The sequence below is a fragment of the Simplicispira hankyongi genome, from assembly GCF_003570885.1.
In the GTDB taxonomy this organism is placed as follows: Bacteria; Pseudomonadota; Gammaproteobacteria; order Burkholderiales; family Burkholderiaceae_C; genus Simplicispira; species Simplicispira hankyongi.
Window position 1 is genome coordinate 637,506 of record NZ_QXJC01000001.1, and the last position, 26,693, is coordinate 664,198.

Below are 26,693 nucleotides of genomic sequence, written 5' to 3' on the forward strand. Positions count from 1 at the left end.
TTACAGGGCACGCGCCAGGCGCGCCACGCCTTCGCGAATCTTGTCCGCGTCGGCGGTGGCGAACGACAGGCGCAGCGTGGCGTTGTCGGGCTGGGAGCAGAAGAATGGCGCGCCCGGCACAAAAGCCACGCCTTTTTCAATGGCGCGCTTGGCAAACACATTGCCATCGGCCACCTTGCCGCCCGCTCCCGTCAGCCGCGCCCAGACAAACAGGCCGCCTTGGGGCTGCACGAACGCGATGGCATCGCCCAGCTCCTTGCGCAGCGCATCGCCCATGGCCTGTGCGCGTTCGGCGTACACCGCGCGCACCCTGGCCAGCGTGGCCGGCATGCGGCCGGCCTTGAGGTACTGCGCCGCCGTGGCCTGGGCAAACGTGCTGGTGTGGGCATCGCTGAACTGCTTGCACATGGTGGCCTTGGCCAGCAGCTCGGGCGGGGCAATCATCCAGCCCACACGCAAGCCGGGCGAGAGCACCTTGCTCAAGGAACCGCAATGCACCAGCAGCTCGCGGCTGCCGGGCACCTGGGCAGAGAGCGCCAACAGGCTGGGCGGCGGTGCCTCGCCGAAATACAGGTCGCCATAGGGGTCGTCTTCCACCACCAGGGTGTTGTACTTGACGGCCAGTTCCAACACCTTCTTGCGGCGCTCCAGCGGCAGCAGCGCACCGCTGGGGTTGCCAAAGGTGGGAATCAGGTAAACAAACTTCGGTTGGTGTTCGGCGATGAGCTGCTCCAGCACATCGGTCTGCACGCCATCGCCATCAATGGGCGCGCTGATGAGTTCGGCACCGTACAGGCGAAAACACTGGATGGTGGCCAGAAAGGTCGGGCCTTCGACAATGACCTTGTCACCGGGGCTGATCAGCGTCTTGCCCAGCAAATCGAGTGCCTGCTGGCTGCCGGTGGTGACGATGAGGTTCTCGGGCGCGATATCCTGCGCGCCCTTGCTGGCCATGAAGGCGGCAAGCTGCTCGCGCAGCGGCTGGTAGCCCTCGGTGGCGCCGTACTGCAGCGCCGCGCCGGGCTCTTCATCCAGGGCTGCGTTGCTGGCGGCGCGAATGCCGTCCACGTCGAACATGGCACTGTCGGGGAACCCCCCGGCAAAGCTGATGATGCCGGGCTTGCCCAGCAGCTTGAAAAGCTCGCGGATGGCAGAGGTTTCAACGTTGTTCAGGCGGTCGGCAAATTGCAATGGCATGGTGGGGTTCCGTAAAGTCTGGGCGCAATTGTCCCAAAACCGCAAGCGGTTTTCCTGCGTTTACGCCGCACGCACCGTAGACTGCCGGCCATGCCCATCGAACTGCCCAAAGAGACCCGAACCGCTGCCATTGCCTCCATCGAGCGCTACTTCTCGGAAGAACACGGCGAGCGCATCGGCAACATGGCCGCAGGCGCCTTGCTGAACTTCTTCCTCGCCGAGATTGGCCCCGCGGTCTACAACCTGGCGGTGGCGCAGGCGCAGGAGCGCATGCAGGCGCGGGTGGCGGAACTCGACATCGAACTGCAGGAAGACGCGTTCACCTGGTGGCACCGCAGCGCGGCGAAACGCTGAGGCGCGGCGCACACCGCACGCCGCCTTCGAGCCACTCACGCCGGCCGTTTTGGTGCCAGCACCACCAGCGCAATGCCGCCCAGGATGGCCAGGCCCGTCCAGCTCAGGCGCTGCGTCCAGGCTTCCCCCAGCAGCAGCGTGCCGCCCAGTGCCGCCAGCATCGGCACGCTCAGCTGCACCGAGGCGGCAGCGCTGGAGCGCAAGCGCGGCAACACGGTGTACCAGACGATGTAGCCCAGACCCGAGGTAACGGCCCCCGAACACAGAGCGTAGACCAGCCCGGCACCACTCACCGACAACTGCGTGGCGCACACGGCGACCAGCAGCGCGGCAAACGGGACAGCCCGCACGAAATTGCCCGCCGTCGCCGCGCCGGGATCCAGCGCCTGCTTCCCATACAGCGAATACGCTCCCCAGCCCACGCCGGCCGCGAGCATGAGCGCCGCGCTGCCGGGCGACGGCGCGCTCAAACCCGGCAGCAGCAGTGCCACCAAGCCGCCCATGGCGAGCACCAGCCCGCACCACTGGCGGGGCAACAGGCGCTCGCCGCGCCACAGGCCCGCTCCCACCATGGTCGCCTGCACAGCGCCAAACAGCAGCAGGGCCCCCACACCCGTAGGCAGGCGAACGTAGGCAAACGAAAACGCGGCCGCGTAGGCAAACAACCAAAAGGCTGGCACCCAGCCGCCCCGCGCGATGGGCGACACCTTGCGCACGCGCATCACCACCACCAGCATGGCGGCGCCGGAGGCCAGGCGGATGGCGGAAAAACTGGCCGGGTCGATGGAGCCGCTGGCCAGCGCCAGACGGCACAGCAACGAATTGGCGGCAAAGGCCAACATGGAAAGCAGGGTCAGGAGCACAAGGCGCATAGGACATCCAGGGGAAAACTGCTTGAAGCATACGGGCTCCGCGCGCGCGGCGCCGCTTGCAGCTTGGCCGCAAAGCCGTGCGGCGCCCCGATCCCGCCTCTTCTATAGTGGCCGGGCTGCCCATCCAACAAGCGCCACCCATGAAAACCGCACTGATCCCACCCTTTTTTGCTGCATTGCAGGCAGCCAACCCCGAGCCGCGAACCGAGCTGGAGTACAGCAGCCCGTTCGAACTGCTGGTTGCCGTGCTGCTTTCCGCCCAGGCCACCGACGTGGGCGTGAACAAGGCCACGCGCAGACTGTTCCCCATAGCGAACACGCCGCAAGCCATTCTTGATCTGGGGCTGGAGGCGCTGGAGGAGCACATCAAGACCATCGGCCTGTACCGCAGCAAGGCCCGCCACCTGATGCAGACCTGCCAGATGCTGGTCGAGCAACACGGCGGCCAGGTGCCCGACACGCGCGAAGCCCTCGAGCAGCTCCCCGGCGTGGGCCGAAAGACCGCCAACGTGGTGCTCAACGTGGCCTTTGGCCAGCCCACCATGGCGGTGGACACACACATCTTTCGCGTCAGCAACCGCACAGGCCTGGCGCCGGGCAAAACGCCGCTGGCGGTAGAGCAGCAACTGCTCAAACGTGTACCGCCCGAATACGCCGTAAATTCGCACCATTGGCTGATTCTGCTGGGCCGCTACGTCTGCCAGGCGCGCAAGCCGCGCTGCTGGGAATGCCTGGTTGCACCGTATTGCGACTACAAGCCCAAAACGCCACACCCCTAAGGTCGGCGCATAGCTATGTATTTTGTAGCTATAAGTTCTTTATTTGTAAGCGGTACGGCCCATAAACTTCCAAATATTGCGAAACGCTCCACCCCCAATAGCGTGCACGCCGCTGGCTATACTGAAATTCACCACCCGCCTGCGCACCCCACACTTTCTACGCATGAATTCCCTTGATCCGCGTTCCCTGATTGCCATGGGCGGCTTCATGGCGTTGGTGATGGGATTGGTGCTGGGCTTCATGCGGCGCTACTACCCTCCCAGCATCCTGGGGCTGGGCTACTGGGCACTGGCACCCGCCGTCTGGCTGATTGCCACGGTTTTCTTCGCCGCCCCCGGTCCATGGCCTCAAGAAATGGGACGCTGGCTAGGCAACGGACTGATCTTGCTGGGTTTCGTCCTGTTCCATGTGGGCTGCCGCTGCTTCTTCGGTCAACCCGCCAAATGGCGCCGAATCGTGGTTGCATTCGCGCTGGTCATGCTGTGCCTGGCCTGGTTTACCGGGCCCGAGCCGTCCTACCGCATGCGCGTGGCCATTGTCACCGCAGCCATTGCCGTGGTCCACAGCAGCACGTTGGTGTTCCTCTGGCTGAGCGGCAACCGCAATTTCCCGGTGCGCATGGTGCAGGTGACCCTGGCGCTGCACCTGTGCGTGCTGCTGGTGCGGCTGCAAAGCGTACTTTCTGTACCCGAAGTTGGAGACCTGATGGACGCCTCCACCGTGCAGTCCTTCTACCTCGGCGCCTACGTGCTGGCCGTGCTGCTGCTTTCCATTGGCGCAGTGCTCATGGCCACGGACCGTGTGCGCACCGAGCTGGAACACATGGCCACGCACGATGTGCTGACCGGCACGCTCAACCGCCGCGCCATTCTCGATTTCTGCGAGGACGAGCACGAACGCAGCCTGCGCTACGGGCAGGCGTTCTCGCTGATGATGATCGACCTGGATCACTTCAAGGCCATCAACGACACCCACGGCCACCAGCACGGCGACCGGGTACTGGCCCACTTTGCCGAATGCACCCGCGCCGCCCTGCGCCGCGCCGACCGCTTTGGGCGCTATGGCGGTGAGGAATTTCTGGTGCTGCTGCCCAACACCGCCACCGAAGCGGCGCTGCCCGTGGCAGAGCGCATTCGCACCGCACTGACCACTGGCCACGCACTTGACTGCACCGCCAGCATCGGCGTGACCCAATGGCGCGGCCCCGAAGACACGGTGGACGCCATGCTCGGCCGCGCCGACGCGGCGATGTATCAGGCCAAGGAACGGGGCCGCAACCAGACCTGCGCAGCCTGAAGCTGGCGTGCTGCGGCGCCCCGCGCACCGGCCTTTGAGCAGGTTCACGGGCCTCTTGCCAAACAAAACTGTATACATATACAGTATCGGTGTGCAACGTATGCACGACCCTAACCACCCCACAGGAGCCACCCCATGCTTGACCACATGACCTTCCGCGTCACCGACATCCAGCGCGCCAAGGCGTTTTACGGCGCCGCCCTCGCGCCCCTGGGCTACAGCGTTTCTTTCGAAGGAAACTACGGCATGAACATCCTCGGGTTCGCCTACCCCGACCCGGCGGAGCCCGACGGCAAAAAGGCCGACGTGTGGTTCATCGACGGCCCCTCGCCCTACGGCGGCCCGCCGGCCACCACAGGCTGCCACCTGGCCTGGAAGGCCCAGACCCGCGCCCAAGTGGATGCTTTTTACGCCGCCGCCATCGCCGCCGGCGGCAAGGACAACGGCGCCCCCGGCCTGCGCCCCGACTACCACCCCCACTACTACGGCGCTTTCGTCATCGACCCTGAAGGCAACAACATCGAGGCGGTGTGCCATTTGGCGGAGTAGGCGGGGCACGGTGCCTTGGCGTTGCTGGGCGGGAAATTTTGGATATCAATTAGCCAATACCGCCCGTCCATGTTGCGTTATGAGCTCTTACTCTAATAGCATTCACGTCGACCAAAAAGGCGCTCGACTTGATAAACCACGCTCTCCTGGCTGAACAGCCTCGCACCTTTTCTTCAGGCTCTTCTTCATCGCACACAGTACGGCAATGCCGTATAATCCTAAGTGAAAACTGTTGCCGAAACTGCCATCTTCCAGCGCTACGCCAGCGAAGCCTGGTCAGACGCCGAACGCGTTGAGTTCATCAACTGGATCGCCGCCAACCCCGACGCCGGAGATGTGATCCGAGGCAGCGGCGGCTGCCGAAAGGTACGCTGGACTTCCGCTGGGCAAGGCAAACGCGGCGGCGCCAGGGTGATTTATTTCAACGCGAGCACGGAGACCATTTGGCTCTTGATCGTTTACAAGAAAGCCAAGTTCGACAACCTCCCCACATCCTTCCTGGCGCAGTTGAAGCAAGGAGTCGAAGATGCCCACTGAAATCGAAAAATTCCAACGCGATCTGCTGGAGTCCGTCCAGCAAATGAAACGTGGCGAAGCCGCCCGCACCACCCAAGTCAAGCTGCCGGTGGCTGCGGAGGCACGCGCAAAAATGGGGCTGTCCCAGCAAGCGTTTGCATTGCTTCTGGGCGTTTCGGCGAGAACATTGCAAGACTGGGAGCAGGGCCGCCGCTCGCCTACGGGCGCGGCGAAGACATTGCTCCGTGTGGCCGTTGCACACCCGGAGGTTTTGCAAGAGTTGCGCGTGTAGAGCGATGCCCAACAGGCATTTCACGCAGAGCCCTTAAACGTTAGCCCCTCAAGACGATGAACGCACTTCCACCAGAACAACTCCTAGCAGAGGTCGAGGACGTTTTGCGCACAATGCCAGAGCGCAAAACTATCCGCCATGAACTGCCGGAAAACTACGCTTGGTTTGGACGTGCAGCCGCTCTTGTCGCTCAGTGGAACTCGGTAAAGTCAGTAGAGTTTGATGTGTGCGTTCGGCAAATACATAGCTTCATGGCAATGGATGCAAGTCAGGCGCTCGGCGGCATACTCACGCTACTTCAACAGGCTCGGCACGACCTTCGACTAAAGGCTGTTGGGCCGCTCACTGTTGCCATAGACAAAGGAAGCGTCTTTGACTATTTCGACGAAGTACGAAAACTAATCGAAGAAGCACAAACCGATCTACTTTTCGTCGACCCCTACCTAGATGCGGAGTTCGTTTCCAGGTACCTTCCGTTCGTAAGGTCTGGAGTAGCCATTCGTCTTCTAGGAAAAGAGAAAATGCCCACACTGGTACCAGCGGTGCAGGCATTCGCGCAACAAAACAGCGTAAACATACAAGTCCGTGCAGCAACCGCGCTGCATGACCGATTCGTCTTTATTGACAAGAAATCATGCTATCAATCAGGGGCCTCATTCAAAGATGGCGCAAAGAAGGCTCCAACAAGTCTGGCGCAAGTTAACGATGCTTTCGCTCCAATTCAAACAACTTATGAAACGTCGTGGAGCACCGCTCAGGTTCACATTTAGTGCCAGGGTCTAACTGACGGTTCAACTCGGACACCAACACTCGCCATGGATTCACCATTTTCATGGCCAGTGATCCTGCGAAGCAGAGTGGTGCCCAACATACAACGCCATTTCGCGCCAGCTCTGCCTCTCCCACACCGCGCAGATCCACAGCCAAATCGCCTTGCAGCGCATACGCAACAGGCGGCAACACCAAGGCTGCCCCTCACGCTGCAGCGCTTTGCTCCGACACCCCCGCCGCCTCAAAGCTAGCCATCTCACGCAAGATGGCGCAGGCCGATTGCAGCAGCGGCCAGGCCAGCGCGGCGCCGGAGCCTTCGCCCAGGCGCAAGCCCAGATCCAGCAGCGGCTCGGCCTGCATTTGCGCGAGCATGAGCTGGTGGCCGCGCTCGCCCGAGCGGTGGGCGAACACGCAGCGTTGCAGCACATGGGGCTGCAGGCGGCTGGCGACGAGCACGGCGGCGCTGGTGATGAAGCCGTCCACCAGGATCACGCGGCGCTCCTGCGCGGCCTGCAGCACGGCGCCGACCATGGTGGCCACCTCGTAGCCGCCCAGGGCGGCCAGGGCTTCGAGCGGCGTGGTGGTGGCGGCGTTGGCGTCCAGCGCCTGTTGCAGCACGGCGCGCTTGCGCTCGATACCTGCGGCATCGAGCCCGGTGCCCGCGCCCGTCACCTCGGCCAGCGGCAGGCCCGCCAGGCGCGCCAGTAGCAGCGATGCCACCGAGGTGTTGGCAATCCCCATCTCGCCCAGCAAAAGCGCGTTGCCCGGCAGCCCACGCACCACCTCCACACCGTTGGCCAGCGCCTGGGCACATTGCTCCGCACTCATCGCCGGGCCGACCGACGCATCCTGCGTGCCAGGCGCCACCTTGCGCAGCAACAGGCGCGGCTGACCGGGCGCGGCGTCGCGCGCCGCGATGGGCTTGGCCACACCACAGTCCACCACTGTGAGGCCCAGGCCATGCTGGCGCGCGAGCACACTCACGGCTGCGCCACCGGTCAGAAAGTTCTCCACCATCTGCCAGGTCACATCGCTCGGGAACGCCGAGACACCACGCGCTGCCAGGCCATGGTCGCCCGCACACACCAGCATCTGGGGGGCATTCAGCACGGGGGATTCGGTGCCCAGAATCACACCCAGGCGCAGCGCCAGGCGCTCCAGCAGGCCCAGCGAGCCCAGGGGCTTGGTCTTGTGGTCAATGATGTGCTGCAGGCGGCTGGCCAACGCGGCATCATGCAGGTCAGCAACGGATGGAAGTACGAAAGGTGATGTCATGGTGATGGAGAACACAAAGAACGCCGTGCACAAAGCGGCACAGCAGGGTTTTGAAAAAGAGGCGCAGGCCTACGCGCGCGGCAGGCCGGACTACCCGGCGGCGCTGTCGGCCTGGTTGGCGCAGACCGTGGGCCTGGGCCCCGGTCGCGAGGTGGCCGATGTGGGCGCGGGCACCGGCAAGTTCACCGCGCTGCTCGCAACCACCGGGGCCACGGTGGTGGGCGTGGAGCCCGTGGACGCCATGCGTGCCAAGATCGAGGCACTGCAACTGCCCACGGTGCGCGCCGTGGCAGGCACAGCGCAGGCCATCCCGCTGCCGCCCGGCACACTCGATGCCGTGGTCTGTGCGCAGGCCTTCCACTGGTTTGCCACCAACGAGGCGCTGGACGAGTTCCACCGCGTGCTGCGCCCCGGTGGCAAGCTGGGCCTGGTGTGGAACGTGCGCGATGAATCGATGGACTGGGTGGCCGAGCTCACGGCCATCATCACGCCCTACGAAGGCGATGCCCCGCGCTTCTACAAGGGCGACTGGCGCGAGCCCTTTTCGCACCCCGGCTTCAGTCCATTGGTCGAGACCCGGCTGCCGCACGAACATGTGGGGCCGCCACAGCGGGTCATCGTGGACCGCTTCATGTCGGTGAGCTTTATCGCCGCCCTGCCCGATGCCGAACGGGCCCAGGTGCGCGCGCAAATCGAGGCTTTGATAGCCCGGCACCCCGCGCTGCGCGGGCAAGACACCGTGCGCTTTCCGTACACCACCCTCGCCTACCACTGCGAACGGGTGTGAGGAGCTGCGGCGTACCACGGTAGCCGGTTTCCTACGGCGCCACCAGCGCATCCAGCACGCCCGGTGTGAAGCTGGTGCCCAGAAAACCCGCCAGGCCGTCAAACACACTGTCCAGCGTAGGCACCTGCGCGCCAAACAGCGCGTGCAGCACGGCGGCATCCTCAAACAGACCGTGCAGGTACACGCCCAGTACATTGCCCGCCGGGTTTTGCCAGGCAATGCCCGGGATGACCTCACGGGCCACATCGCCCTTGGCAGCCATGGCCGGGTGCTGGGCCGTCTGGCCGTGATGGATTTCGTAGCCCGTAGCCGGTACACCAGCCAGCGCAGCCCAGGCGCCCAACACCACGCCAAACTGCGTCTGTGTGCGCTGCACGGTCTTGGCGGGCTCGAACACGGTGACCAGCGGCAGCAGGCCCAGGCCGGGGCCGTTGCCGTCAATGCCCTCGGGGTCGATCAGCGCCTCGCCCAGCATCTGCAGGCCGCCGCACACGCCCAGCACGGCGCCGCCCTGCCCTGCATGCGCGGCAATCGCACGGTCCAGCCCCTGCGCGCGCAGCCAGGCCAGGTCGGCGGCGGTAGCCTTGGAGCCGGGCAGCACGATCCAGTCGCTGGGACGCAGGCCCGCCACATCGGCCGGGCTGCGCACCCAGAGCAGGCGCAGGCCGGGCACGTTCTTGAGCGGCTGGAATTCGTCGAGGTTGCTGATGCGCGGGTAGGCCACCACGGCCACGGTGGTGTGCACGGCGCCGGGCGTGGTGCTGCGGTCGTCGAACACGCCATCTTCCTCGGGCAGGCCATGGTGCCATTGCATGGGAATGGTGGCCACGGTGGGCACGCCGGTGCGCTCCTGCAGGTGCTGCGGCGCGGGCGCGAGCAGGCTGGCGTCGCCCCTGAACTTGTTGAGCACGAAGCCGTGGATCAGCGCGCGCTCGTCCTCGGGCAGCAGTGCCCAGGTGCCGTAGAGGTGGGCGAAGGCGCCGCCCCGGTCGATGTCGGTCACCAGCAGGCAGCGCGCACCAGCATGGCGCGCCACGCGCATGTTCACGATGTCGCTGGCGTGCAGGTTGGTCTCGGCGGGCGAGCCCGCGCCTTCGATGACGACCACGTCGTTCTCGGCGCGCAGCGCATCGAGCGCGGCGGCGATCTGCGGCCACACCACGGCGCTGCGGCCGCGCCAGGGCAGCGCGGTGAGCAGCTCGCTCACCTGCCCCAGCAGCACCACCTGGCTGTGCGTGTCGGCCTCGGGCTTGAGCAAGAGCGGGTTCATGCGCACTTCAGGCACGGCACGCGCGGCCAGGGCCTGGAAGTACTGCGCCGAGCCGATCTCGCCCCAGGCGCCGTCGACACCCTCGACCACGCGGGCGTTGTTGCTCATGTTCTGCGCCTTGAACGGCGCCACCTTCAGGCCCAGGTTGCTGTAATAGCGGCACAGCGCAGTGGTGAGCCAGCTTTTGCCGGCGCCGCTGGTGGTGCCCAGCACCATGACGCAACGCGCCGCCATCAGCCGTCCACCTCCGCCCAGCAATTGGGCGTCTCGTACAGCGTCACCTTGGTCAGCGACAGGTGGCGGCCGAAGCGGTCGTGGTAAACGTCTTTGAGAATGTCAAACGCGGCCTGGGCCAGGTTTTCCACCGTGGGCACGCGGTCGATGACCACCGTCTTGTGGCCCGGCATGCTGTCCAGAAAGGCGCGCACGGCGGTGTCTTTTTCATGGACGATGAAGGCGTGGTCCCACAGGTCCACCAGGTGCGCCTTGGCCAGCGCCTTGATGTCGCCAAAGTCCATGACCATCCCGTTGTCGGATGCGCCGTCTTTTTGCACCACATCGCCTGTGAGCGTGATGAGCAGCGTATAGCGGTGGCCGTGCAGGTTGCGGCACTGGCTGTTGTGGTCGGGAATGCGATGGCCGGCATCGAACTCCATTTTTCGCGTAATGGTCAGCATGGGTAGGTTCTGTTTCAGGGAATCTGCAGCAGCTTGTGGGTCTGCACCGACAGGTTCCACAGGGGATGGGCTTTGCAGAAGCCAATGGCCAGGCGCAGATTCGTGGCCTGCAGTGGCCCGTCCATGGCCTGCACAAAATGGTGTTCAAAATCCAGCGCGGCATAGTCGTCCAAGGGCTGTCCGGGCTGCGGAATGACGACCTTGATCTCATTGCCCCGGCGCACCACCAGTTCCGCGCCCATCTTGGGGCTGACGCAGACCCAGTCCACGCCGCCAGGAACCGGCAGCGTGCCGTTGGTTTCAATGGCCACCGCAAACCCGGCCGCATGCAGGGCGTCGATCAGGGGGGCATCGAGCTGCAGCAGCGGCTCGCCGCCTGTGCAGACCACGTATTTCTGCGCGGGGTAGTCCACAGGCCACAGGGCGTTGACGCGCGCGGCCAGGCTGGCCGCGTCGGCAAACTTGCCACCACCTTCGCCATCGGTGCCCACAAAGTCGGTATCGCAGAACTGGCACACCGCGCTGGCACGGCCCTCTTCCACGCCGCTCCAGAGGTTGCACCCGGCAAAACGGCAGAACACGGCTGGGCGCCCGGCATGGTGGCCTTCGCCTTGCAGGGTATAGAAAATTTCCTTGACGCTATAGGTCATGGGGGAGGGCCTCACACATCGACACGGGGGCGTATTGTCACCACCCGGTGCCAGACACCGCTGCCAGCAAGGCCTCCTGGGCCTGTGGCCCCAGAACGCCCAGCCGATACCAGCCGGTCAGACCGAAGGACGTGGTATCGCGCAGCTTGATGCCCTGCGCGCGCAAGTCGCGCAGCCGTTCGGGCCGGGCGGCACCCGGTGGCCGCGCGCAGAAGTAATTGGCCTGGCTGCCGGGCAGCACCTGCCAGCCCATGGCGGCACACAATGCCACCTGGCGCGCCTTCCAGTCGCGCAGCACGGGCAGGCAGTCGGCCAGCCAGCGCTGCGTGCGCGGCTGCGCCCAGGCCTGCAGCAGCGCCACGCCGTGCGCACCCACGGGCCAGGACGGGGCCAGTGCCACGAGGGCCGCAGCATCGGTTTCGCTGCCCTGCGGTGCGATGGCGTAGGCCGCGCGCACGCCCGTCAGGCCCAGGGCCTTGTTGGGTGTCCACAGTTGCCAGAGACCGCCCAGGCGCCCCGGCGGCGGCGCATGGCCTTCAAGGCGCAGGGGGTTATAGGCGCAGTCGAGCACGCGCAGTTCCTCGGCCCCGCCGCCCTCCCGCAGCCAGGCCGCCAGGGCCGTATCGTCCCGGCCCAGCGGGCTGGAGGGCTCGCAGGCCCAGTGCAGCGCCGCGCCCACCCCAGGCGCGTGCCGCACCGCCAAGCCCCAGGCGCGGGCGGCCTGGGCGTAGTCGCCGTAGCCATGCTGGGGTACGGCCACGGCGCGCACACCGCGCTGAGCGGCCAATGCGGTGATGCGGTGGATGAATTCGCTGGCGCTGCCCGCCAGCACGATGCGTGCGGGCGCCACGCCGTGAAAGGCGGCCAACTGCGCGCGCAAGGCGGCGTAGGCCGGGTCGGGGTAGCGCGTGGCATCGGCCTGCTGCACGGCGGCCAGCGCCTCGGGGCACGGACCGCAGGCGTTGGCGTTGGTGGAAAAGTCGTGCAGCGGCACGCCCTGGACATCGGGGCCGCCGTGCATGAGGCATGCATTCGGCATCAGGAACCCCTACAGAAAACTACCAAAACAATAGCTGACAGCGCAATCAGGACAATCGCTAGAGCCACTTTTGACACCAAATTCTGCGCACGCGCAGCATCGTGCGCCGTGGGCACGCGGCCCGCCGCATGGAGCTGGTACACGCCTGGCTTGGTCAGCCGCACGCCCAGCGCCAGCGCCATCGCCGCCATGGGCCAGCCGCTGTTGGGCGACGGGGTCTTGCGGGCTTCCTGCGCCAACCTGCGCAGCGGCACGCCCCCGGCCATCAGCGCCAGCAGCAGAGCCGTCAGCCGCGCCGGCAGCCACGAGAGCACATCGTCGGCCCGTGCCGCCCATTTGCCGGCCCATTGCCAGTAGCGGCCGCCGCGCATGCCGGGGTAGCCCCACATGGCGTCGGCGGTATTGGAAAATCGGTACAGCACCGCGCCGGGCAGGCCCGCCAGCGCGAACCAGAACAGGGGCGCCACCACCGAATCGTTCAGGTTTTCGGCCAACGATTCGATGGCGCTCTGGCGCACTTCATCGGCACTGAGCCGGTCCACCTCGCGGCTGACCACCCAGGCCAGGCGCGCACGGCCCGCCTGCAGCGATTCACCCAGAGCAGTTTCCACGGCGCGCACTTCGCCTTGCAGCGCGGCCAGCGCCAGCATCGGCTTGAGCAGCAGGCCCAGCGCCGTGGCCGTCAGCACGGTGACCAAGGCCGTTTGCACCGCTTGCGCACCCGCCATGCCAACGCCTTCAATATCCAGCCCCGGGGGATGGGCAGGCGCCGGGACACTGAGCCACAGCACCACGCCTTGCAAAATGGCGGCTGCTATCGTTACAAGAGCTGCCAAGGCACACCAGACAAGCGCTGCAAGCCAAAAATGCTTGAAGCATTGCTGGGTCTCGGCAGCCGGTGCGATGCGCGCTCCGCAGGCCTCCAGGGCGCGGCCCATCCACACCACCGGGTGCCAGCGCGCAGGCGGCTCGCCCCAGAGGCGGTCCACCGCCAGCGCCACGAGCACGGCCAGCGCCAGGCAGGCGCCACCAAAACCAGGATGTGCCGCGAGGGGATGGAGCCAGTACCAGGGCATGCAACGGGGGCCGTTCAGTCCTCAATCCCACGCTGCGCCGGAATGCCCGCCTGGAAGGCATGCTTGATCAGCGCCATCTCGGTCACGGTGTCGGCCAGCGCGATGATCTCCGGCGGGCAGCGGCGGCCGGTGAGCACCACATGCACGTCTTTGGGCCGCGTGCGCAGCGTCTCCAGCACGGGTTCGAGCGGCAGCCAGCCGTAGATCAGCGGGTAGGTGATTTCGTCGAGCACCACCAGGAAGTGATCGCCCGAGGCGATGGCGGCGCGCGCCCTGTCCCAGCCGTCGCGCGCCAGCTGCGCCGAGTGCTCCAGGTCTTTGCTCTTCCACGAAAAGCCGTCGCCCAGCCCCTCGATGGGAATGCCGAGCTGCTCGAACACGCGGTGCTCGCCAAAGCGCGCGCTGGGCACCTTCATGAACTGGAAGATGCGCACCACCTTGCCGCGCCCGTGCGCACGCAGTGCCAAGCCAAAGGCGGCGGTGCTTTTGCCCTTGCCGTCGCCGGTGTTCACGATGACCAAACCTCGGCGCTCGCCTTCCGGTTTTGCGTAATTTTTCTCGGTGGGTGCGGTTTCGATTTCCATGGAGTCCTTGTCAGACGACAGCTTCAGGGGCGTGCAGGCGGGGCAAGGCCAGCCACTGGCCCTGCACGCGGTGGATGGTGATGCGCTGGTCGAACACGGCCTCCAGCGCACGGTGCGTGGCCGGGTCGCGCGCGGCGCCGTGGTGCTGCAGGCGGCCGTCCTGCAGCACGGCCACGTCATCGGTCTGCAGCGCCATCGACAGCTCATGCAGCACGCTGACCACCGTGCAGCCGCGTGCCACCAGGCTGCGCACCAGCAGCAGCCAATCGGCCTGGTGCGGCGGATCAAGGTTGGCCAGCGGCTCATCCATCAGCAGCACCGGAGCGTTCACGGCCAGGGCGCGCGCCAGCAGCACGCGCTGGCGCTCGCCGCCCGAGAGCTGGCCCAGCGGGCGCTCGCGCCAGGCCCAGGCCTGCGTCTGGCGCAACGCCGCTTCGGCGGCGGCATGGTCGGCCGCGCTGGGCGGCTGCAGCCAGCCCTGGTGCGGCAGACGGCCCAGCAGCGCCACATCAAGCACCGTCAGGTCATCGGCCGCCGCTTCGTTCTGGCCCAGCCAGGCCATCTGCCGGGCGCGTTCGCGGGGCTGCCAGTCGTGCAGAACGCGGCCAAACAGTTGCACTTGCCCCGTCTGCGCCGGCAGCAGCCCAGCCAGCACCTTGAGCAAGGTCGATTTGCCCGCGCCGTTGGGGCCGACGATGCTGGTCCAGCGGCCCGCCGCCAGCGGCAGCGTGATGCCGTGCAATATGGAGCGTTTTCCTATTCCAGCGCTTACCTGATCTGCGCCAATAGCTATTTTTTCAGTAGCAATCACAACAGCCCCCCAGGGGATGTGCGCCGGTGCATCAGCCACAGCAAATAGCCGCCGCCGAGCACGGCGGTGAGCACGCCCACGGGCAGCTCCTGCGGCGCGAGCAGCCCACGCGCGAGCAGGTCGGCGCCGGCGAGCAGCGCGCCGCCCATCAGGCTGGAGAGCAGCATCAGCCGCCCGTGCGGCACCGGAGCGGCGGCGCGCACCAGGTGCGGCGCCGCCAGGCCGACAAAGGCAATCAAACCCGTCTGCGCCACTGCGGTGCCCGTGGCCAGCGCCAGCACCGCCACCAGCGCGGCGCGCAGCGGCGCCAGCCGCAGCCCCAGGCTCAGGGCGGTGGCTTCGCCCAGCGCCAGGCCATCGAGCCCACGCGCCAGCAGCCAGGCCACCACCAGGCACAGCAGCCACACACCCGCCATCAGCACGCAGGAAGTCCAGCCGACAAAGCCGGTGGAGCCCAGCAAAAACGCCTGCATGGCCTGCAGCGAATCGGGCGACAGCAGCAAGATGAGCGAGGTGAGCGCCCCCAGCACCACGCCCACCACCACACCGGCCAGCAGCAGGCGCAGCGTGTGCTGCACGCCGCGCGCCAGCACCAGCGTCAGCAGCACCGCCAGCACGGCGCCCACAAAGGCCGCGCCGGTGAGGCCCAGGCGCACCAGCCAGTGGCTGGAATACACCGAGACGGTGATGGCGCTTTGCGCCCCGCCCAGCATGCCGGCGCCGCCGCCCATCAGGGCCAGCGCCAGCGCCACGCCCAGCGAGGCGCCCGAGGCACTGCCCAGCAGGTACGGGTCGGCCAGCGGGTTGCGAAACAGCCCCTGCGCCACCGCACCCGCCAGCCCGAGCAGCGCGCCTGCACACCAGGCGCCGAGCGTGCGCGGCAGGCGAATGTCCCAGACGATTTTCTGCGCCATGGCGTGCGCCGCGCTGTCGCCCTGCGGGTTCCACAGCGCGGGCAGGAGGTTTTCAAACCCGCTGCTGCCCACCGCCGTGCCCAGCACGAACAGGCCCAGCGCCAGAGCGATGAGCACCAGCGCCAGCCAGCGGCCGCGCCGTGCGTGCACGGTGCTGGCACAGGTGGGCAAGGTGGCGGGCGGCAGGGGCATGACGGCGCTCATCGTCGCACTTCTTTGCTGGGCGCTTTGTCGGTGAGGCAGGTCGCCATCAGGCGGGCCGCTTCGGCCATGCGCGGGCCGGGGCGGATCAGCACGTCGGACTGCGCTGCGTCAAACCGGCACAGCCGGCCGTCCCGCAGCGCGCGCATCTGGCTCCAGCCGGGGCGCGCGGTCAGGCCCTCGGCGCTGCGCGCACCGACCATGATGAGGTCAGGGTCGGCGCGCACCACGAATTCAGGGTTGAGTTTGGGGAAAGGCCCGAGCGCCGCGGGAACAATGTTGCGGGCCCCCAGCCGCGCAAGCGTCTCGCCAATGAAGGAGGACGGGCCTGCCGCGTACGGCCCGCTGTTGACTTCGAAATACACCCGCGTGCCGCGCGCCGAGGCGGGCACCGACTGGGCGGCGGCCTGCACGCCTGCATCAATCACGCGCCAGACCTGCTGCGCATCCGCCACGCCCAGCACCTGGCCCACCTTGCCGAGCACGCGCTGCACGTCGGCGTGCGTCTTAGGCTCCAGCGCCACCACTTTCACGCCCAAGGATTCGAGCTGCGCCTGGGCGCGCGACGAGGTCGCCATCAGCACCACGTCGGGCCGCAGCGCCACGATGGCCTCGATGTTCGGGTCCAGCCCGCCACCCACCACGGGCAGTCGCACCACCTGCGCAGGCCAGTTGGAATAGCGGTCCACGCCCACCAGGCGCTCGCAGGCACCGAGCGCGCACACGGTCTCCGTCAGCGAGGGCAGCAGGCTGACGATGCGCTCGGGCGGGTGGGCCAGCGTGACGGTTCGGCCCCGATCGTCCACCACGCTGATGGGCGCAGCCTGCGCCAGCGTGGCCATGAGCAGCACCAGCACCAACAACACGGCCAGCACCGCGAGAATGCGTTTGATGGGCGTGGGTTTCATGGCGGGTCTTTCAAGGTGAGCGGCAGCCCGGCCGCCATCAGCGTGACGCGCTCGCAGGCCTGCGCCGCCTGCTGGTTCAAGAGGCCCAGCGCATCGACAAAGGCGCGCACTTCGCGTCCCATGGGAATGACCCCCAGGCCGATCTCGTTGCCCACCAGAACAACGGGCCCAGGGGTTTTCGCCAATACTTCAAAAAAGAGAGCTGCTTGCGCACGCCAGCCGTTCGTTAGAGCCTCTTTTTTATCAAAATTTTTATCGTGCCGAAATAGCCAGTGGGTCAGCCACAGCGTCAGGCAATCCACAACGATGAGCGTATCCGGCGCGCCGTGCTGCGCCAGGGCACCCGCCACATCGCGCGGCTCCTCCAGCGTCTGCATGCGCGGCACGCGCGCGGCGCGGTCGCTCTGGTGGCGGGCAATGCGCTGGCGCATTTCCTCGTCGTGCGCCTCTGCGGTAGCAATCAACAGCGCGCGGTGCGCGGGGCTGGCCGCCAGCCATTGGGCCGCCAGCGCCTCGGCGCGGCGCGATTTGCCGCTTTTCTGGCCACCCAAAATCAGCTCGCTGCGGACCACGGAGAGGCTCATGCTGCGCCTCCGAGCAACTGCGCAACCGCCACCGGGTTCGAGGCAAACCAGGCGTGGAAGTAGCTGGCACGCAGGCTGCCCAAGGCGAACAGCGGCTCGCCGTCTGCATCTGCTCCGCCGGGCCGGCTGCTGCGAACGAGCACCGGGGCGCTGCAGTCGGCGGTCGAGTAATGGAAGCTGTGGCCGCGCAGCATCTGGCCCGCCAAATCCAGTTGCCGCGGCCCGAGCGACGCCAGGCGCGCTTGCATGGCCGCTGTGCCGGGCAGCAGGCCCCACATGGCTTGCACGCTGCCGTCTTGCAGGCGCAGCGACTCGAACAGCGCCAGCATGCCGCCGCATTCGGCCCACAGGGGTTTGTCTGCGGCCAGATGGGCGCGCAGGCCGTCTTGCAGGCCCCGGTTGGCGGCAAGTTGCGCCGCGTGCAGCTCGGGGTAACCGCCGGGCAGCCACACGGCATCGCAAGCAGGCAAGGCATCGCCCGCCAGTGGCGAGAAAAACCGCACTTGGGCGCCAAGCTGCGCCAGGGTATCGAGGTTGGCCGGGTAGATGAAGCTGAACGCCGCGTCGCGCGCCACGGCCACCGTGCGGCCAGCCAGCAGTGGGGGCACGGGCAGACGGTCGGGCGGCGCCGGGAAATCCACCGCCCAGCGCTGCAGTTCGACCAAATCCATTTGCCCCAACGGTGTGGCGGCCAACGCATCGGCGGCGGCGTCCAGCCGGGCCAGCGCATCCGGCAGTTCGTGTGCCGCCACCAGGCCCAGGTGGCGCTCGGGCAGCAGGGCGGCATTCTCCAATGCCACGCGCGGCAAGGCGCCCAGCCAGTCGGCCGGCTCACGCAGCCCGCGTTGCAGCATCTCGGCATGGCGCTCGCCCGCCACGCGGTTGGCCAGCACACCCGCCCAAGGCAAGTCCGGCTGGTAGTGCCGTAGGCCATGCGCCAGCGCGCCAAAGGTGCCGGCCATGGCCGAGGCATCGACAACCGCCAGCACCGGCACGCCAAAGTGTCGCGCCAGATCGGCGGCACTGGGCTCGCCGTCAAACAGTCCCATGACACCTTCGATGAGCACCAGGTCGGCATCGCACGCAGCGGCATGCAGGCGCGCGGCGCAATCCTCGGCGCCGTTGATCCACAAATCGAGCGAATGCACGGGCGTGCCGCTGGCGAGCTGGTGCCAGTGCGGGTCGAGAAAATCCGGCCCGCACTTGAACACGCGCACGCGCCGCCCCTGGCGCGCATGCAGGCGCGCCAGGGCCGCCACCACCGTGGTCTTGCCCTGGCCCGAGGCCGGAGCGGCCACCAGAAGTGCGGGGCAGCGCGTCATCACACAAACTCCTGGCGTTGGATAACCCCCACAACGCTTGATCCTAGCCCGCACCAGGCGCGGGCCGCCGTGCAAGGGCCGCCCCGCCGCACCGGCGGCGTCCCCCTTCCCACGCGAAGCGTGAGAGAAGGGGGAAGGCGCGAAGCGCCACAGGGGGTTGAGCTCACAATGGCTCCCACTTCAGGCCGATATAGAGCTGGCGCCCGCCGGTGGCGTAGGTGCCTGCGGTTTCGTAGTTTTTGTCGGCCGCGTTGTCGATGCGGGCCAGCAGCGTGTAGTCGCGGGCGATGCGGGTGCTGGCGACCAGGTTGAACAGCGTGTAGCCGCCCAGCACCTTGGTATTGGCCGCGTTGTCAAAGCGGCGGCCCGAGGCCTGCATTTCCGCACCCAGGGTCCAGCCGGAAAGCACCGTGTCGGCGCCCAGCGTGGCGTGGCGCTTGGCGCGGCGGGCGAGTTGCTTGCCCGTATCGCGGTCGTGCGGGTCCTGGAAGTCCACCGAGCCGTGCAGTTGCACACCCGCGAGCTTGTAGGAGCCCGCCAGCGTGATGCCGCTGTATTCGGCGTTGCCGGTGTTGAGGTAGCAGCCAAATGCCTGGCCGCAGGTGCCGCCTGCCGCAAAGTTGATGAGGTTGGTCACGCGGTTGCGGTACGCCACGGCCGAGAAGGCGCTGGTGCCGCTGGCATAGCGCAGGCCCAGCTCGACGTTGCGGCTGGTCTCGGGTTGCAGCGAGGCGTCGCCGTACTGGCTGAAGCGCTGGTACAGCGTTGGCGCGCGGAACGCCGTGCCCGCCGACGCCGTGGCGCGCCAGCTTGGCGCAAAGGCGTAGCCATACGACAGGCTGCCGGTGCCCTTGCCGCCGAATTCGCTGTCGCTGTCGTGGCGCAGGTTGGCTTGCACTGTGTGTGCGCCGGTGTGGTAGCCATAGCCCAGGGCCAGCGCATCCTGCGAGCGGCCGCGCGAGAGGCCCACGCTGTAGGCGTCCAGCGCCGGGTTGTCCAGATGGTCTTCGCGGCGCTCGAGCGCGGCGCTCAGACGGTGCGCGCCCAGGCGCCACTCGTTTTGCCACAGGTAACCGCGCAGGTCCGTTTCGGTCAGGTAGAGGGACGGCGTGGTTGCGTAGCGGCTGGCCGAATCGCTTACCGAGACACGGGTGCTGTACACATCGCTCCACTGCGCGTCCCAATGCGCACCCACCGTCTGCAAGCGGTGTTGGTTGCGGTCGTCCACGGGCGCGGAGGGCAAGTAGCCATACGCGTCATAACCAGAATCAAGGCGACTGCTCAGGAGGCTGGCGCCGATCTTGTGCTGCGCGTTGACGCGGTAGTCCACACGCGCACTGCCACTGGTGCTGTGATAGCCGTCGTCATCCGGGTTGTGCACGCCGCTGGTCTTGCTGTCAAAGCCGCTGCTGCGCGCATGCGCCAGGCCCACGGCGTAGTCGAGTGCGCCATCCGGCCCGGCCGTGCCACTCACGCCAGCCTCGATCTTGCGCGTGCCCTGGTTGCCCAGGCCCACACCCACATAAGGCGCCGCCGGGCCTTCGCCCTTGCGCGTAAAGAGCTGGATGACACCGCCAATGGCATCCGACCCATACACCGCAGCAGCCGGGCCGCGCAGCACTTCGATACGCTCGATCTGCGCGAGCGGAATTTGCTCCCACAGGGCGCCGCCGGTGGATTGCGAATCGACGCGCACACCATCGATATAGACGGCCGTAAAGCGCTGCTCAGCGCCGCGCAGGTACACGCTGGCCGCATTGCCTAAACCTCCGTTGCGCGTCATCTCGACGCCGGGCAGTCGCGCCAGCACGTCGGCGATACCCGTCGCACCGCTGGACTCGATCGTCTCGCGGTCCACGATGGAGACGTCGGCCACCAGATCTGACAGAGGCTGCTCGGTGCGCGTGGCCGTGACAACGGTTTCTTCGAGCTGCGGTGCACGCAGGTTCTGCGCGACCTGTATGGGGGCAGCCTGCTGCGCACGCGCCACTTGCATGGCCAACAAGGACAGCGCAGAAAAGACAGCGGGAGACAGGCACAGCGCAGCCGCACGGCGCACACGGGAAGAGCGATTTTTCATGGGGAACAAAGAAAACAGACAACCCGTGCCGGCTTCCCCGCCAGCGTATGGGTGAAACGGCCGCACCCACCGCAAGGCGTGCGCAACCACCGTGTTGGCCGGTATCCGGGCTGGCGGCGCGCCTTTCACGGCCTTCCCAGGCGCTTGTTCAAGGCGCCCAGTGGCACTGGGTGTGAAAGGTGAATCGAAAGATTCGGCCGCTGACCGTTGCGGGGGCAGCGCAGGCTCGGCGGCACCGTGGACGGCACCCTCCTCCCTGCTTCCCGTTGAACTGCGACGTGCGAACCACGGCGCGAGCACCAACGGGTAGAGTTTACGACATGGTGCCCCCTCTGTTGCTTGCCTCGAACACGGCCGAAGGCCTTGGGACGCCCATCCCATCTGAAGAACTCCTCGGGCACAGATTTCTAGACGCCGACAAAGCGTATTTCGGAGCGCACCGCCTACAATTGTTCGGCTATGTCCATGGACTCTTCGTCACCCTTCGATCGGATTGCCAAACGCGTAGAGCAACTGCTCGTGCGCCACGAGCAGTCTGAACGCACCATCGCCCTTCTGACGGACCAGGTTGCCACGCTGACGCAGGAGCGCGATTCGCTGCGCTCACGTTTGCAGGCCGCGCGCGCCCGTGTGGATGCCCTGATTGAACGCCTGCCCCCGCCGCCTGCAGAAGAATAGGACGCGCCATGAAACAGCTGGAAGTGCAAATCATGCAGCAGAGCTACCTGCTCGGTTGCCCCGAGGGACGCGAAGCGCGCCTGCTCGACGCCGTGGAGCGCGTGGACACCGCCATGACCGCCATCCGCGACGCCGGCAAGGTGCGCGCCCGCGAGCGCATTGCGGTATTGGCCGCGCTCAATCTGGCGTTTGATCTTGCCGACCGCGAGGCCGCTGAATTGGCTCATCCCTCGGCATCTGCTGCGCCGTCGCAGCAAGCCGATTCGTCCGAAAGTGCACTCCCCCCCAGCGACAGCGAACGCCTTGAAGCCCTGGTCAAGCGCCTGGACGACGCGCTCGGCGCAGACGGACGGCTTTTCTGAAACCTTGTGCATCCGTGCGACGCCGGTGCCGTGCCAAGCCTACAATCAAGCGGTCTGCGGTGCTGTCGGGTTGTAATTCCTTGAACCAATGCTCATAGAGCCCGGGCTTGGTACATTGCTTGGTGAGCGTGATCATCTCGCGTCAGATGAACCCAACGTCAGGCTGCCCTCGCCCACCTGAACCCCCGGTTCAGGATGCCGGCTCGGCGGCATCCGCAGACACCTATGCCTTGAGCCACCAAGCGTTGCGACCCGCCCCAGGCAGCGCAAGTCTGGCGCCCCCCTCGGTTCATTTCCTCCTGTGATGATGTCCATTTCGCTCACCCTTTTGGCTGGTTTGGCCGTGCTCGGCCTGTTCACAGGGCTTCTCGCAGGCCTGTTGGGCATTGGCGGCGGCATGCTGCTGGTGCCTTTTCTTACCTACATCATTGGCCTGCAAGGCGTGGCCCCCGGTCTTGCCGTGAAGATGGCGATTGCGACGTCCATGGCCACCATCATGTTCACCTCACTCTCCAGCATGCGCGCCCACCACAGGCGCGGCGCGGTGCGCTGGGACATTGCACAGCGCCTGGCACCGGGCATCGTGATGGGCGGTCTGGCCGCCAGTCTGGGCATGTTTTCACTGTTGCGTGGTTCAGTCCTGGCCATCGTCTTCGCCATTTTTGTGAGTTTCTCTGCGCTGCAGATGCTGCGCGGAACCAAGCCTGCAGCCAGCAGGCAGCTCCCCGGAACCGCTGGACAGCTCGCCGCCGGCGGCGGCATCGGCTTTCTCTCGGGCCTGGTGGGCGCCGGGGGCGGCTTCGTCAGCGTTCCCTTCATGACCTGGTGCAACGTACCTATCCACAGCGCTGTGGCTACCAGCGCGGCGCTCGGTTTTCCCATTGCGGTGGTCAACGTGCTCGGATACGTGCTGGCCGGTCGCTCCGAGACAGGGCTGCCGCCTGCTGCATTGGGTTACGTCTGGCTACCCGCACTGGCGGCGGTGGCCCTGTGCAGCGTGCTCACCGCACCGCTAGGCGCCCGGGTGGCACACCAGTTGCCCGTGGCGCAGCTCAAGCGCGTGTTTGCCAGCCTGCTGTTCGGCCTGGCAGCCTACATGCTCTGGAAGGGACTCAGGGCGGGCTGAGCCGAAGCCAGCCACTGCTCGAAATCGGGGGCGGTCATGGCCGCAGCACACAGGTATCCCTGGTAGTGGCTGCAATGCATGGATTGCAGGCTACTGCGCTGCGCCTGGGTTTCCACACCCTCGGCCACCACCGTGAATTTGAGCGCCTGGCCCAAGTGCACGATGGCACTGACAATGGCGCAGTCGCCCTCGTCGTCCGGCAGGCCGCGTACAAAAGATTGGTCGATCTTGAGCTTATCGATGGGCAGGTTTTTAAGATACGCCAGACTTGAATACCCGGTACCAAAATCATCAATCGCCAGTGCAATGCCAAGGTCTGCAAGTGCATGCAAGCGCTGTGCTGCTTCCTGGGCATCTTGAAGCAGCATGGATTCGGTGAGCTCCAGTTCGAGACAGTGAGCGGGCAAGCGATGCTCCTGCAACAACTTGGCGATACGTTCCACAAAATCCGCCTGCCTGAGCTCGAGCGCCGACACATTGACCGACACCACAAGCGACAAGCCGGCGCGTGCCCAGTGGGCCGCCTGCATCACGGACTGCTCCAGGACCCAGGCGCCGAGTGTGACGATGTAGCCCGTATCTTCGGCCAGGGGAATAAAGGTGGCGGGAGACACCACGCCCATTTCTTCATCCGTCCAGCGCAGCAGCGCCTCCACACCGACGATGCGGCCCGAGCCCATCTCCACCTGTGGCTGGTAGTGCACCTGCATGGCGTGGCGGCCAAGGGCTTGGCGCATCGCGTGTTCGAGCTTCATGCGAGCCAACAGGTTGGCATTCATCTGCGGCTGATAGAAGCCGAAATTGCCTCGCCCGCGCTCCTTGACGCGGTACATCGCCGAGTCCGCCTGTTTGATCAGTTCGTCCAGCGACATACCATCCTGCGGATACAGCGCAACACCGATACTGCACTGGATGGAAAAGCTCATGCCATCGAGCGAATAGGGCAGCAACATCTCCTGCAACATGCGCCGCGCCACGTTTTCCGCGGCAGCGCTGTCGCTGGCGTGAATATAGGCGACAAATTCGTCCCCGCCCAGACGGCACAACATGTCGGTCTGGCGCAGGCAAATCTGCAGCCGCGCTGCAACGAGGCGCAGCACCCGGTCCCCAAACGCATGCCCCAGCGAATCGTTGATGATCTTGAAGCGGTCCAGATCCAGCACGAGGATGGCAAATCCGGCCTGCCCTGGCCGTGCGCCGCGCAATGCCGACTCGACGCGCTGCGACAGCTGCAGGCGATTGGGCAGGCCGGTGAGCACATCGCTGTAGGCCAGTTCGTCAATGCGCTTGCGTGCCGCATGGTGCTGCGTGAGGTCACGCACAAAACCGATACTTTGCCCGATGTTGCCAGCCGCATCGCGCAGCGCCACCCAGGCCAATTGCACAGCGCAGTCGCCGTGCGAGGCGCGTGGCAAGGTCAATTCACCCTCCCACACCAAGTTGTTCTGCCAGGCGAGCTGCACTTGCTCCATGAAAGCCGGCCCGCCCGATGTGCCAAACAGGCCCGCTGCCGGGCGGCCCAGGATGCCGGCGATGGGAATGCCCATGAGCCGCTCGAACTGAGGGTTGACCTGGGTGACTACCTGCCTTGCATCAGCAACAAAAATGGCATACGGGCTTGCCTCAAAGGTCAGCGACGCGATGCGCAGTGCGGCCTCCGACTGCGTTTGTTCGGTGATATCCCGAAACGAGTACACCCGCCCCGTCACACTGCCATGGCTGAGTTGCGGAACGCAGCGCCGCTCCACAATCTGGCCGCCGTGCAGTTCCAAAACGTCACGCGAGGGCGTTGCCGGGTCGCGCGCTATCTCATTGAGTCGGTCCTGGTACGGTCCGGGCGCCATGACCCGACTCGCGAGATAGGCATGCAGTGCTGCATCATCGCGGCGCAATAACAGCGCCTGCGGCAGGTGCCAAATGCTGACCAGACGGTGGTTGAATGCACGAATGTGTCCGTCGAGACCGCAGACCAGAATGCCATCGGCGACGGAATCCAATGTGGCGCGCAGCTCTGCCAAGAGGCGTTCGAGCTCTCGCTCAGCGCGCTGGCGCTCGCTCAAATCAAGCATGGTCACCAACATCGAACCAAGGCCGGGAGCCATGGTCAGCGGCGTGACACGGCGCATGACAGGCACCAGTTCGCCATCGGCGCGCAACACCACGGTCATCGATTCAATGCCGTCGGCCACCACCTGCCGGGTATCGGTCCAGAACAGATGATCTTGCGGCGTTGCAGCAAAGCGCTCGACTGAGGCGCCTTGCAATTCCTCACGCGGCAGCCCCAGCAAGCTCGCGGCGCTGGGATTGGCAAACACGATGTTGCGTGCGCTTGCGTCCACCACCCAGACGGCCTCTTGCAGGTCGTCAAATGCGTTGTGCCATGACGGATCGATGGCGGTTCGGCTCACGGCGTCGCTTTCATGCCTTGTGCATCGACCGCACGCTCGAAAAAGTAGCAGATGCGCTTGCGTGGCGAGAGATAGTCCAAGGCCTCGCGCGGCAGTTGGGTAGGTTTGAGGCTGCGGCGAATGCCCAGTTCAGGCACTGTTTCAAGATCCAGGATGAGTGCCTGCTCCTTGGGAATCGCCGGATCGTGCACGATCACGCGCGGTCGCAGCGGACGCGAAGAATTGACCGACACCACAATGGCATAGCGGTCGTTGACGAGTTGCACCACAGAGCCCGGCGGGTACACGCCCATCATGCGGATAAAGACGCCCAACACCTGAGAATCAAATTGCGTCTTGCATTTGGCAAAAATGACAGACAGCGCCTCATGGGGCGTAAGCGCCTCTACTCCATGCACCGGGTTGCACAAGCGGTCGTAGTAGTTGACAAGACCCACGATGCGCCCGGCATTTCCAATCGCCTCGCCGCGAAGCCCCATGGGGAAACCGCTGCCATCGACCATCTCGTGGTGCTGTGCAATGCCGTCCAGCACGGCTGCAGGCAACTCCATTCGCCGGCCTATGTCGATCGAATAGCCCACGTGCTTCTGATAGCCCAGCAGATCGCCCAACGCCATGTCCTTGGTGCGCACCCATTGGTGCGGGGGCATGCGCGACTTCCCGATGTCGTGCAGCAAAGCGACCAAGCCAATGGCGCGCAGATCCCCAGGGCCAGCCCCTTGCGCCTTGCCCAGCAGCAAGCTGAGCACCATGACATTCACAGGATGCAGCGCATTGCGTTCGCCTACCCCCTCAGACAACAACCGAATCACCGAGTCACCGTTGACCAAAAGCCCATCCACGCAACGGCCCACCAGGGCTTCGCTTTGGGCACGTGCGTCCAAAGGCTGCTTGTCCGCCACAGAACCCACGCGAAGACAAGTTCGGGTAGCGGCCAGAAACTGTTGGTCACAGGCTGAAAGCGCCGCGTGCTGCGCCAGCAATTGCAGCTTCAACTGCTCAGCCGCTTCATCGCGCACGTTGTGTTGCGCTTCCTCGGTCCCTGCCTGTGTCCGGTCATCGCTGCGCACTGGCTCAGTGGAAGAGCGGTGAAATTCTGGGTCGCTGCGGGCGGGCAGGTAACGCACGGTGGGCAGCCCCAGGCTCCGGACAGTGTCTATTTGTTCCTGCGAGGCAATGCGAAAACTACCCAGCGGAAATGGGTGCTGCATCCAGTTGAGATCCAACTGGATGAACATGCCAACGCGCAGTTGGTCAATGGGAATTTCAATGGATGTGTTCACATAGTGCCTTCGCACATCCACGTGCAAAGTG

General features: G+C 65.9%; 28 protein-coding genes and 1 riboswitch. Of the genes, 11 read left to right on the forward strand and 17 right to left on the reverse strand.

Going from position 1 to position 26,693, the window contains the following annotated elements:
• The gene (locus D3F03_RS02840) at positions 1-1,191 is read right to left on the reverse strand and encodes an aminotransferase-like domain-containing protein (RefSeq protein ID WP_199665415.1); all 1,191 of its coding nucleotides are present in this window, start codon (positions 1,189-1,191) and stop codon (positions 1-3) included.
• Positions 1,192-1,287: 96 nt separating this feature from the next.
• Here D3F03_RS02840 and D3F03_RS02845 point away from each other — a divergent pair, with 96 nt between their 5' ends.
• Positions 1,288-1,551 (forward strand): DUF2164 domain-containing protein, encoded by a 264-nt coding sequence (locus D3F03_RS02845; protein WP_119107829.1) that lies wholly within the window; start codon positions 1,288-1,290, stop codon positions 1,549-1,551.
• A 35-nt stretch (positions 1,552-1,586) separates the two neighbouring features.
• Here D3F03_RS02845 and D3F03_RS02850 read toward each other — a convergent pair whose 3' ends face one another.
• Positions 1,587-2,423, reverse strand: coding sequence for a DMT family transporter (locus D3F03_RS02850; RefSeq protein ID WP_119107830.1), 837 nt, complete (start codon positions 2,421-2,423; stop codon positions 1,587-1,589).
• Between the two features lie 140 nt (positions 2,424-2,563).
• On the opposite strand from D3F03_RS02850, the gene nth reads away from it, so the two are divergent.
• From nth to D3F03_RS17135, 6 genes are all read left to right on the forward strand, one after another.
• Entirely contained in the window at positions 2,564-3,202 is a 639-nt protein-coding gene (gene nth, locus D3F03_RS02855) for an endonuclease III (RefSeq protein WP_119108537.1), read from the forward strand.
• A 163-nt stretch (positions 3,203-3,365) separates the two neighbouring features.
• Complete coding sequence (locus D3F03_RS02860; protein WP_119107831.1) at positions 3,366-4,499, forward strand: GGDEF domain-containing protein; 1,134 nt, start codon at positions 3,366-3,368, stop codon at positions 4,497-4,499.
• A gap of 135 nt (positions 4,500-4,634) precedes the next feature.
• Positions 4,635-5,048, forward strand: coding sequence for a VOC family protein (locus D3F03_RS02865; RefSeq protein ID WP_119107832.1), 414 nt, complete (start codon positions 4,635-4,637; stop codon positions 5,046-5,048).
• A 222-nt stretch (positions 5,049-5,270) separates the two neighbouring features.
• Positions 5,271-5,585 (forward strand): transcriptional regulator, encoded by a 315-nt coding sequence (locus tag D3F03_RS02870; RefSeq protein ID WP_119107833.1) that lies wholly within the window; start codon positions 5,271-5,273, stop codon positions 5,583-5,585.
• The gene (locus D3F03_RS02875; RefSeq protein WP_119107834.1) at positions 5,575-5,856 is read left to right on the forward strand and encodes a helix-turn-helix domain-containing protein; all 282 of its coding nucleotides are present in this window, start codon (positions 5,575-5,577) and stop codon (positions 5,854-5,856) included. The genes D3F03_RS02870 and D3F03_RS02875 overlap by 11 nt, the downstream gene beginning before the upstream one ends.
• Positions 5,857-5,912: 56 nt before the next feature.
• Entirely contained in the window at positions 5,913-6,626 is a 714-nt protein-coding gene (locus D3F03_RS17135; RefSeq protein WP_147414697.1) for a phospholipase D-like domain-containing protein, read from the forward strand.
• 205 nt (positions 6,627-6,831) lie between these two features.
• Here D3F03_RS17135 and cobT read toward each other — a convergent pair whose 3' ends face one another.
• A complete protein-coding gene (gene cobT, locus D3F03_RS02880; protein ID WP_119107835.1) occupies positions 6,832-7,902 on the reverse strand; it encodes a nicotinate-nucleotide--dimethylbenzimidazole phosphoribosyltransferase in 1,071 nt (356 codons plus the stop codon).
• Between cobT and D3F03_RS02885 the strand changes: the two genes are divergently transcribed.
• Positions 7,901-8,689, forward strand: coding sequence for a class I SAM-dependent methyltransferase (locus D3F03_RS02885; protein WP_119107836.1), 789 nt, complete (start codon positions 7,901-7,903; stop codon positions 8,687-8,689). The genes cobT and D3F03_RS02885 overlap by 2 nt on opposite strands.
• A gap of 31 nt (positions 8,690-8,720) precedes the next feature.
• On the opposite strand, the gene D3F03_RS02890 is transcribed toward D3F03_RS02885, so the two are convergent.
• The 12 genes from D3F03_RS02890 to D3F03_RS02945 form a co-directional block, all read right to left on the reverse strand.
• Entirely contained in the window at positions 8,721-10,193 is a 1,473-nt protein-coding gene (locus D3F03_RS02890) for a cobyric acid synthase (protein WP_119107837.1), read from the reverse strand.
• A complete protein-coding gene (gene queD / locus D3F03_RS02895; RefSeq protein WP_119107838.1) occupies positions 10,193-10,636 on the reverse strand; it encodes a 6-carboxytetrahydropterin synthase QueD in 444 nt (147 codons plus the stop codon). Before queD ends, D3F03_RS02890 begins: the two co-directional genes overlap by 1 nt.
• A gap of 14 nt (positions 10,637-10,650) precedes the next feature.
• Entirely contained in the window at positions 10,651-11,286 is a 636-nt protein-coding gene (gene queE, locus D3F03_RS02900; RefSeq protein ID WP_119107839.1) for a 7-carboxy-7-deazaguanine synthase, read from the reverse strand.
• 37 nt (positions 11,287-11,323) lie between these two features.
• The gene (locus D3F03_RS02905) at positions 11,324-12,325 is read right to left on the reverse strand and encodes an aminotransferase class I/II-fold pyridoxal phosphate-dependent enzyme (protein ID WP_119107840.1); all 1,002 of its coding nucleotides are present in this window, start codon (positions 12,323-12,325) and stop codon (positions 11,324-11,326) included.
• Positions 12,325-13,401, reverse strand: a complete 1,077-nt coding sequence (gene cbiB, locus D3F03_RS02910; protein ID WP_119107841.1) for an adenosylcobinamide-phosphate synthase CbiB — start codon at positions 13,399-13,401, stop codon at positions 12,325-12,327. Before cbiB ends, D3F03_RS02905 begins: the two co-directional genes overlap by 1 nt.
• A gap of 14 nt (positions 13,402-13,415) precedes the next feature.
• Positions 13,416-13,985, reverse strand: coding sequence for a cob(I)yrinic acid a,c-diamide adenosyltransferase (gene cobO, locus D3F03_RS02915; RefSeq protein WP_119107842.1), 570 nt, complete (start codon positions 13,983-13,985; stop codon positions 13,416-13,418).
• A 10-nt stretch (positions 13,986-13,995) separates the two neighbouring features.
• Positions 13,996-14,730, reverse strand: coding sequence for an ABC transporter ATP-binding protein (locus D3F03_RS02920; RefSeq protein WP_425453086.1), 735 nt, complete (start codon positions 14,728-14,730; stop codon positions 13,996-13,998).
• Positions 14,731-14,792: 62 nt separating this feature from the next.
• Positions 14,793-15,914, reverse strand: a complete 1,122-nt coding sequence (locus D3F03_RS02925) for a FecCD family ABC transporter permease (RefSeq protein WP_119107843.1) — start codon at positions 15,912-15,914, stop codon at positions 14,793-14,795.
• Positions 15,911-16,819: an ABC transporter substrate-binding protein gene (locus D3F03_RS02930; RefSeq protein ID WP_119107844.1), complete on the reverse strand. Its 909-nt coding sequence runs from the start codon at positions 16,817-16,819 to the stop codon at positions 15,911-15,913. Before D3F03_RS02930 ends, D3F03_RS02925 begins: the two co-directional genes overlap by 4 nt.
• Positions 16,816-17,403 carry a bifunctional adenosylcobinamide kinase/adenosylcobinamide-phosphate guanylyltransferase gene (locus tag D3F03_RS02935; RefSeq protein ID WP_119107845.1) on the reverse strand — a complete coding sequence of 196 codons (588 nt, stop codon included), beginning with the start codon at positions 17,401-17,403 and terminating at the stop codon, positions 16,816-16,818. The genes D3F03_RS02930 and D3F03_RS02935 overlap by 4 nt, the downstream gene beginning before the upstream one ends.
• Positions 17,400-18,725 (reverse strand): cobyrinic acid a,c-diamide synthase CobB, encoded by a 1,326-nt coding sequence (locus tag D3F03_RS02940; protein ID WP_119107846.1) that lies wholly within the window; start codon positions 18,723-18,725, stop codon positions 17,400-17,402. Before D3F03_RS02940 ends, D3F03_RS02935 begins: the two co-directional genes overlap by 4 nt.
• A gap of 163 nt (positions 18,726-18,888) precedes the next feature.
• Positions 18,889-20,805: a TonB-dependent receptor domain-containing protein gene (locus tag D3F03_RS02945; protein ID WP_119107847.1), complete on the reverse strand. Its 1,917-nt coding sequence runs from the start codon at positions 20,803-20,805 to the stop codon at positions 18,889-18,891.
• Positions 20,806-20,884: 79 nt separating this feature from the next.
• A riboswitch (cobalamin riboswitch) is annotated at positions 20,885-21,124 on the reverse strand.
• A 146-nt stretch (positions 21,125-21,270) separates the two neighbouring features.
• Here D3F03_RS02945 and D3F03_RS02950 point away from each other — a divergent pair.
• The 3 genes from D3F03_RS02950 to D3F03_RS02960 all read left to right on the forward strand — a co-directional run bounded on the left by D3F03_RS02950 (position 21,271) and on the right by D3F03_RS02960 (position 22,971).
• Complete coding sequence (locus tag D3F03_RS02950) at positions 21,271-21,483, forward strand: DUF904 domain-containing protein (protein WP_119108539.1); 213 nt, start codon at positions 21,271-21,273, stop codon at positions 21,481-21,483.
• 8 nt (positions 21,484-21,491) lie between these two features.
• Complete coding sequence (locus D3F03_RS02955) at positions 21,492-21,845, forward strand: cell division protein ZapA (protein ID WP_119107848.1); 354 nt, start codon at positions 21,492-21,494, stop codon at positions 21,843-21,845.
• 304 nt (positions 21,846-22,149) lie between these two features.
• Positions 22,150-22,971, forward strand: a complete 822-nt coding sequence (locus D3F03_RS02960) for a sulfite exporter TauE/SafE family protein (RefSeq protein ID WP_425453059.1) — start codon at positions 22,150-22,152, stop codon at positions 22,969-22,971.
• Here D3F03_RS02960 and D3F03_RS02965 read toward each other — a convergent pair.
• Both D3F03_RS02965 and D3F03_RS02970 read right to left on the reverse strand, forming a co-directional pair.
• Entirely contained in the window at positions 22,938-25,379 is a 2,442-nt protein-coding gene (locus D3F03_RS02965) for a sensor domain-containing protein (RefSeq protein WP_119107849.1), read from the reverse strand. The genes D3F03_RS02960 and D3F03_RS02965 overlap by 34 nt on opposite strands.
• Positions 25,376-26,662 carry an HD-GYP domain-containing protein gene (locus D3F03_RS02970; protein ID WP_245960480.1) on the reverse strand — a complete coding sequence of 429 codons (1,287 nt, stop codon included), beginning with the start codon at positions 26,660-26,662 and terminating at the stop codon, positions 25,376-25,378. Before D3F03_RS02970 ends, D3F03_RS02965 begins: the two co-directional genes overlap by 4 nt.
• Positions 26,663-26,693 lie beyond the last annotated feature (31 nt).

Excerpts from the sequence above, each read along its gene's own strand:
- D3F03_RS02890 (WP_119107837.1), bottom strand. The coding sequence starts at position 10,193 with ATGGCGGCGCGTTGCGTCATGGTGCTGGGCACCACCAGCGGCGCCGGC.
- nth (WP_119108537.1), top strand. The coding sequence starts at position 2,564 with ATGAAAACCGCACTGATCCCACCCTTTTTTGCTGCATTGCAGGCAGCC.
- D3F03_RS02940 (WP_119107846.1), bottom strand. The coding sequence starts at position 18,725 with ATGACGCGCTGCCCCGCACTTCTGGTGGCCGCTCCGGCCTCGGGCCAG.
- D3F03_RS02845 (WP_119107829.1), top strand. The coding sequence starts at position 1,288 with ATGCCCATCGAACTGCCCAAAGAGACCCGAACCGCTGCCATTGCCTCC.
- D3F03_RS02850 (WP_119107830.1), bottom strand. The coding sequence starts at position 2,423 with ATGCGCCTTGTGCTCCTGACCCTGCTTTCCATGTTGGCCTTTGCCGCC.
- D3F03_RS02945 (WP_119107847.1), bottom strand. The coding sequence starts at position 20,805 with ATGAAAAATCGCTCTTCCCGTGTGCGCCGTGCGGCTGCGCTGTGCCTG.
- D3F03_RS02950 (WP_119108539.1), top strand. The coding sequence starts at position 21,271 with ATGGACTCTTCGTCACCCTTCGATCGGATTGCCAAACGCGTAGAGCAA.
- D3F03_RS17135 (WP_147414697.1), top strand. The coding sequence starts at position 5,913 with ATGAACGCACTTCCACCAGAACAACTCCTAGCAGAGGTCGAGGACGTT.
- cobO (WP_119107842.1), bottom strand. The coding sequence starts at position 13,985 with ATGGAAATCGAAACCGCACCCACCGAGAAAAATTACGCAAAACCGGAA.
- queE (WP_119107839.1), bottom strand. The coding sequence starts at position 11,286 with ATGACCTATAGCGTCAAGGAAATTTTCTATACCCTGCAAGGCGAAGGC.
- D3F03_RS02925 (WP_119107843.1), bottom strand. The coding sequence starts at position 15,914 with ATGAGCGCCGTCATGCCCCTGCCGCCCGCCACCTTGCCCACCTGTGCC.
- D3F03_RS02905 (WP_119107840.1), bottom strand. The coding sequence starts at position 12,325 with ATGCCGAATGCATGCCTCATGCACGGCGGCCCCGATGTCCAGGGCGTG.
- D3F03_RS02885 (WP_119107836.1), top strand. The coding sequence starts at position 7,901 with ATGGTGATGGAGAACACAAAGAACGCCGTGCACAAAGCGGCACAGCAG.
- cobT (WP_119107835.1), bottom strand. The coding sequence starts at position 7,902 with ATGACATCACCTTTCGTACTTCCATCCGTTGCTGACCTGCATGATGCC.
- D3F03_RS02860 (WP_119107831.1), top strand. The coding sequence starts at position 3,366 with ATGAATTCCCTTGATCCGCGTTCCCTGATTGCCATGGGCGGCTTCATG.
- D3F03_RS02955 (WP_119107848.1), top strand. The coding sequence starts at position 21,492 with ATGAAACAGCTGGAAGTGCAAATCATGCAGCAGAGCTACCTGCTCGGT.
- D3F03_RS02865 (WP_119107832.1), top strand. The coding sequence starts at position 4,635 with ATGCTTGACCACATGACCTTCCGCGTCACCGACATCCAGCGCGCCAAG.
- queD (WP_119107838.1), bottom strand. The coding sequence starts at position 10,636 with ATGCTGACCATTACGCGAAAAATGGAGTTCGATGCCGGCCATCGCATT.
- D3F03_RS02960 (WP_425453059.1), top strand. The coding sequence starts at position 22,150 with ATGATGTCCATTTCGCTCACCCTTTTGGCTGGTTTGGCCGTGCTCGGC.
- cbiB (WP_119107841.1), bottom strand. The coding sequence starts at position 13,401 with ATGCCCTGGTACTGGCTCCATCCCCTCGCGGCACATCCTGGTTTTGGT.
- D3F03_RS02875 (WP_119107834.1), top strand. The coding sequence starts at position 5,575 with ATGCCCACTGAAATCGAAAAATTCCAACGCGATCTGCTGGAGTCCGTC.
- D3F03_RS02930 (WP_119107844.1), bottom strand. The coding sequence starts at position 16,819 with ATGAAACCCACGCCCATCAAACGCATTCTCGCGGTGCTGGCCGTGTTG.
- D3F03_RS02935 (WP_119107845.1), bottom strand. The coding sequence starts at position 17,403 with ATGAGCCTCTCCGTGGTCCGCAGCGAGCTGATTTTGGGTGGCCAGAAA.